We start from the raw sequence: 5,133 nt of genomic DNA, 5'->3' as shown, positions 1-5,133 counted from the left end.
CCGTCACCTCTCATTCTGATTGCCGCTCAACTTCCACCCTGATCGCCGCGCCTCAGCCCGGACCTCGTCCCCGCCGTCTGTGATGAAGGTCAGATCCTGATCGGCCTGGCAGCCTTGGCGCCTGAGATCGTCAATGATGCGGCGCTGCGGCTTGCGGTCATAGCCGTGGACAAAGCCGATGTACCGAGCCTCCCCCTCTTCGGGCATAGACCGGCCGACGATCAGCTCGAAGTTCCGCTTTCTGTCGCGCCAATCGCGGATGTAGCCGCCATCCAGGCCGATGACCATCCGTCCATCAGGGATTGGCAGATCCTCCCAATCGCGAGGATCTGTGCCCTCGGTGAATGAGGTCCGCTGCTGAGCAAGATCGTCCTCCATCCGCTCGGCGGCGCGCAGGACGTGCTGGCGCACCGTCGTTGCGTTGACACCGCCGCCCACAGGAAGCACGTCAGCCAGGAGATCGGCGGTGGCCGCATAGGGCACAAGCGAGGCCCAGCGGGTCTCAAGGTACAGACGCTCCGGTGCAACATGGTCGGGAAGCAATTGCGTCAGTGGCGAGATCGTTGCTGGACCATTGGTCTGCCGCTCTTTGGGAACGTAGAAGCGTGGGCTCTTCAACTGGACGTCGCCAAAGAGGGTCCGGAAGGTGATTGGGTAACTACCTTTGCTCCGAAGCCGCCGACCAGTGATCTCGCAGTGACGGTGTTTCTCGAGCCAGTCATTGACCTGAGCCTCGACGATCCGCTGTTGAGCGGCTGCCAATAAAGTCTTGCTCTCAGCTAGGGATAGGCCCAGATCCTCGGCCTGCTCCGTGATCTTCGTCAGGGATGCGACCTCCTCCGCGTCTCCAACGGTGCCGTCGTCTCCAACGATCTGAAGCATGATCCTGACCTGCATGGAATCTCCCGTGCGCTTGTGGAGAGCCGGGCGCCTTCACTGGCCATTCGAGCGCACGGCTTCACCACTGTTGATGCATGAGGTTGAGATACTCGGTCTTGCTTAGCCGCTCGTTGACCTTTTTGCGGGAGAACGGCTTGCCCTGCCACCCTTGGCGTATCTCAAGGCGTTTCAGAGCCTCCCGGACATGATCGATTTCCTCGGCGTTGATGGAGGCGCCTTTGCTCCGCTTCAGAGCGAGCTGATCCACGAAACCGGCCAAGACGGCGAAGTCATGACTGGTCTCCAAAGTGATACAGGCCTCACGCCGGGCCAGAAAACCCGGCACCCCGCCGCAGTCCTCCGGCGGGCAGGATCCATCCCCGTCCAGGCAAACGGGATAAGTCCTCTCAGGGTCAGCCCCATGCCGGCTCTCGAGGCGCACCTCGTGCTCCCAAGGACCATTGAGGTCGTACTCGTAGCGAAAACGGTTGCCCGGACAGAGGCGAAGTTGTGAAAGCGGGATCTCCGGTGACCGGGCCGCCAATTCCCGAGAACCGAACCGCCGGGCCCGGAGCGTGAACTGGAACAGGTGGATGCCCTCCCAGCCCATCGCCACCTGAATGACACCGTGCAACTCCCGCAGCGTCATGCTGCCCGGAACCTGAACGCGCCGCCAGATCATGGGGCTGATGCCGAGCAGCCAGACTTTGAACTGCAGGATCTCCGGAGTTTGAAACGGATCAGACGTGTGGGGTTCGGATGGGGTGCGTTTCGGCAAATGAGGGTGTCCCGCAGCCTTATTTCGTCTGGTCGGATACCTTGTACAGCCGACCCGTTATCAAACTGCCCCACAACTCCTCATGCTCTCCTACTTCGGGTGCTCGGAGCATTCGCAGAAGGCGCAGAACATCGCCCGCAATCCCAAGGTGTCGTTCACGGTCAACCTTCCCTACGAGAACTGGGGCGAGATCCGTGGCATCTCCGCGGCCGGCCGGGCGCACCGCCTCACCAACCCGCAGGAGATCGAGCAGGCTGGACATCTCCTGCTGCAAAAGTTTCCCGAGGGAGTGGCGGAGTACGCCCCGAGCGGCTTGAAGGGCATCGCCCTGTTTCGGATCGTGCCGGAGGTGATCTCCATTCTCGATTACCGCAAGGGCTTTGGTCACGCCGATCTGGTGACCGACATCGGCAATGTCGAGGGACGGTCCTAACTGCTTTGAAGTGGGCACGTGAGGTTCTCGGTCGCCGTGGCCATCATGTGCTAGGCGAACAGGAGGCGCTTCAGTCGGCAAGACGCGTGAGGGTCGCCTCGAAGCTCAGGCCTGGGTGGTCCGGTGAGGTCCCCGACAGGTGCGCCGACTGCCCCTCAGCCACTCCCTTGAGATGCAGACGGGCCTTGGGGAGGCCGAGCACCGACATGATCCCTGGCATGACCGAGTGCGTATCGGCCACGAGCCGGGCATCGATCCCGCCCTGAGCGATAGTGTACTCCCCCGTGTAATACATCACGGAGTCTCCCCCTGTGAGACGTCCCTCCCGCACTGTGACAACCCCGGTTCCTTGCCCCAACTGGGTCTGAAACAGCACCTTGTACAAACCTTCTTCCATGTCCTCAGCATCCCTGTCTTTGTAAGCTTCGCTGCCACGCGAGGCGTCCGCGGAACGGGCCCCCTTGCCTTCTGGGCTCAGTGGCCAGAGCCCATCACGGCTCGCGCACATAAGACCCCGGTGCCTCGCCGAGAACCGGATAGGCTGGCGGAGCCCCAAGGGCCGGAGGGAGCACCGGCTCGCCGGATTCGGACGCCAGCCAATTGACCCATTCCGGCCACCACGATCCGTCGTGAGGCTGCGCCATGATTTGCCAGGTTTCGGGATCGAGGTGACGATCCCTTTCGGTCTTTGTCAGCACCCGATAGCTGCGATGAGGCCGGCCAGGTTCCGAAACGATGCCGGCATTGTGGCCGCCTGTGGTGAGCAGGAAGGTGACGTCCGTGTCGGTCAGGGTGTGGATCTTGAACACGGAGCGCCATGGCGCGACATGATCGCGCTCAGTGCCCACCGCAAAAATGGGAACGCGGATGTCGCCAAGAGAGATTGGGCGGCCTTCGACCTTGAAGCGCCCCTCGGCGAGATCGTTCTGGAGGAAGAGCTGGCGCAGGTATTCCGAGTGCATTCTGTAGGGCATCCGAGTCGCATCGGCATTCCACGCCATCAAGTCGATCATCGGCTCACGCTCGCCCATCAGGTAGTTGTGGACGATGTAGGACCAGATGAGATCGTTCGAGCGCAGCAGCTGGAAGGCTCCTGCCATCTGCTTGGCGTCGAGATAGCCTTGGCTCCACATCATGTCCTCCAGGAACCGGACCTGGCTTTCGTTGATGAACAGTGTCAACTCGCCCGCTTCCCTGAAATCCGCCTGGGCCGCGAATAGCGTGACCGACTTCAGACGGTCGTCGCCATCCCACGCCATCGCGGCTGCGGCAATCGTCAACAGCGTGCCGCCCAGGCAGTAGCCGGTGGCATGGACCTTCTGGTTCGGCACGATGGCATTGACCGCATCAAGCGCCGCGAGCACGCCCAGCCTGCGGTAATCCTCCATGCCGCGGTCCCGGTCTTCGCGCGTGGGGTTCTTCCACGAGACCATAAACACCGTGAAGCCCTGGTTCACGAGAAACCGGACAAGGGAGTTCTCCGGAGAGAGGTCGAGGATGTAGTACTTCATGATCCAGGCGGGCACGATCAGCACGGGTTCGGGCCGCACCTTCTCCGTCGTCGGTTCGTACTGGATGAGCTCGATCAAATCGTTCCGGTAGACGACCCGGCCCGGCGTGACGGCGACGTTCTGGCCAACCTTGAAGGCCTCCGTTCCCACCGCAGGCTTGTTGCGGATCAGGCGCATCCAATCTTCCAAGTAGTTCTGGAAGCCTTGAACGAGGTTCTGGCCGCCAGTTTCCAAGGTCCGCCGAGTCACGACGGGATTCGTCAGGATGAAATTCGAAGGCGAGAAGACGTCGAGCATCTGCCGTGTGGCGAACTCGACCACGTTCTCGTGCTGCCTTGTGACGCCGCCAACCCCGGTCGTGGCGTTGTGCCACCACTGCTGCTGCAACAGGAAGGACTGGTAGATCAGGTTGTAGGGATACCTGCCCCATTCCGGCGCGGAAAAACGCCGGTCCTGCGGCAGCGGCGTGATGCAGGGTTCGCAGGATCCCGTGGTCGCCGCCTGCTTGAGAGTCTGATCACCAAGGCGGGCAACTTTGCGGGCCCCCTTCACAGCCAGTTCGAGCTGCTTGCCGGGGGACGAGGCGAGATGGACCGCCCAGTCCATGTAGGCTCCCACCAGCGCCGCGGGCGAGAGCCCGGAAGTCAACCGGGCCGCCAAGGCGTGAACAGAGCGGTCCAGGATTTCGGCGAAGCCCTCAGGCCATGCGTCTGGAACCTCGGTAGAGGCAGGGGCCTTGCACGGAAGTTTCGTCGGCGCTGGAACAGTATTCTCGTTGACGGAATGCGGGATTGCGATCTGGCCTGAACTCGGTGCCCTCGAAGAGGATTGCAACTGAGTCGCACGAACTTGTCCAAGCGTCGCCATACCGGTTTATCCTTCGCTGCTTGTTGCTGCAGGAAATGAATGAGGCATCATCCATATATCTGCCATTAGTCAACAATCGTTGATATGGATCAAGGGTCTAGCACGCAGGAGATTGGATCGACGTTCTCGTGTGCACGACACGCGGCGGTGAACACAAAACCGTCCTACGTGGGCGCGTCTGCCGGGATCTGCTTTGTGGGCATGGATCTCGATCCCGAGGCCACAGCTCCCATGGCGCGGTGATTTCAGCTCAGCACAGCGTCGGCGGGCATCAGTAACCCTCGGCACGATACCTGGTCCGACCGATCATTGCCTGGTCCTGCTTCTGGTCCGGGATTTGCCTCGTGCTTCACAGGGTTGCTTGCTTCGGTCGCATCTTGTCGGCTCCTTCCTGCCGCTCCCCCTCGAAGGCGAAGGGCCTGGGACATCCGGCGAGCCAGCCGGTCGAGCAAGATTGACGGACCCAACCGGGCCCATCTCCCCAAGGCAGCTGTCCATGATCCGGGCAACCAATGGAGAGAGGACCTCCTGCCGCACATCCTTGAGGGCATCGCTCTGCAGGACGTACCGCATCATACCGATTCCGAGCATGCATCCGGCTGCCAAGGCAGCCCGCTGATCCGCAGGATCATTCAGGAGGGCTGACAACGGGCCAAGGAGATCCT

General features: G+C 61.6%; 5 protein-coding genes and 1 pseudogene. 1 reads left to right on the top strand and 5 read right to left on the bottom strand.

From position 1 onward, the window contains the following. Positions 1-45: 45 nt before the first annotated feature. Both OC446_RS29210 and OC446_RS29205 read right to left on the bottom strand, forming a co-directional pair. Positions 46-897 (bottom strand): annotated as a pseudogene (locus OC446_RS29210) (ISKra4 family transposase); the annotation flags it as partial. Between the two features lie 61 nt (positions 898-958). Beyond that, entirely contained in the window at positions 959-1,657 is a 699-nt protein-coding gene (locus OC446_RS29205) for a plasmid pRiA4b ORF-3 family protein (RefSeq protein WP_262032416.1), read from the bottom strand. Between the two features lie 82 nt (positions 1,658-1,739). Here OC446_RS29205 and OC446_RS29200 point away from each other — a divergent pair, with 82 nt between their 5' ends. Continuing rightward, the gene (locus OC446_RS29200) at positions 1,740-2,090 is read left to right on the top strand and encodes a pyridoxamine 5'-phosphate oxidase family protein (protein ID WP_262032415.1); all 351 of its coding nucleotides are present in this window, start codon (positions 1,740-1,742) and stop codon (positions 2,088-2,090) included. 70 nt (positions 2,091-2,160) lie between these two features. Here OC446_RS29200 and OC446_RS29195 read toward each other — a convergent pair whose 3' ends face one another. The 3 genes from OC446_RS29195 to OC446_RS31185 all read right to left on the bottom strand — a co-directional run bounded on the left by OC446_RS29195 (position 2,161) and on the right by OC446_RS31185 (position 5,116). Further along, entirely contained in the window at positions 2,161-2,487 is a 327-nt protein-coding gene (locus OC446_RS29195; RefSeq protein ID WP_181054741.1) for a GrlR family regulatory protein, read from the bottom strand. A gap of 94 nt (positions 2,488-2,581) precedes the next feature. After that, a complete protein-coding gene (locus OC446_RS29190; RefSeq protein ID WP_181054742.1) occupies positions 2,582-4,468 on the bottom strand; it encodes an alpha/beta fold hydrolase in 1,887 nt (628 codons plus the stop codon). Between the two features lie 306 nt (positions 4,469-4,774). Beyond that, complete coding sequence (locus OC446_RS31185; protein ID WP_410055167.1) at positions 4,775-5,116, bottom strand: hypothetical protein; 342 nt, start codon at positions 5,114-5,116, stop codon at positions 4,775-4,777. Positions 5,117-5,133: the final 17 nt, after the last annotated feature.

The organism is Microvirga sp. Mcv34, from assembly GCF_024519725.1.
Lineage (GTDB): Bacteria > Pseudomonadota > Alphaproteobacteria > Rhizobiales > Beijerinckiaceae > Microvirga.
This window is presented reverse-complemented; position numbering and strand designations above follow the sequence as displayed.

Coding starts and splice junctions, on each gene's coding strand:
- OC446_RS29200 (WP_262032415.1), top strand. CDS start 1,740: ATGCTCTCCTACTTCGGGTGCTCGGAGCATTCGCAGAAGGCGCAGAAC.
- OC446_RS29195 (WP_181054741.1), bottom strand. CDS start 2,487: ATGGAAGAAGGTTTGTACAAGGTGCTGTTTCAGACCCAGTTGGGGCAA.
- OC446_RS29190 (WP_181054742.1), bottom strand. CDS start 4,468: ATGGCGACGCTTGGACAAGTTCGTGCGACTCAGTTGCAATCCTCTTCG.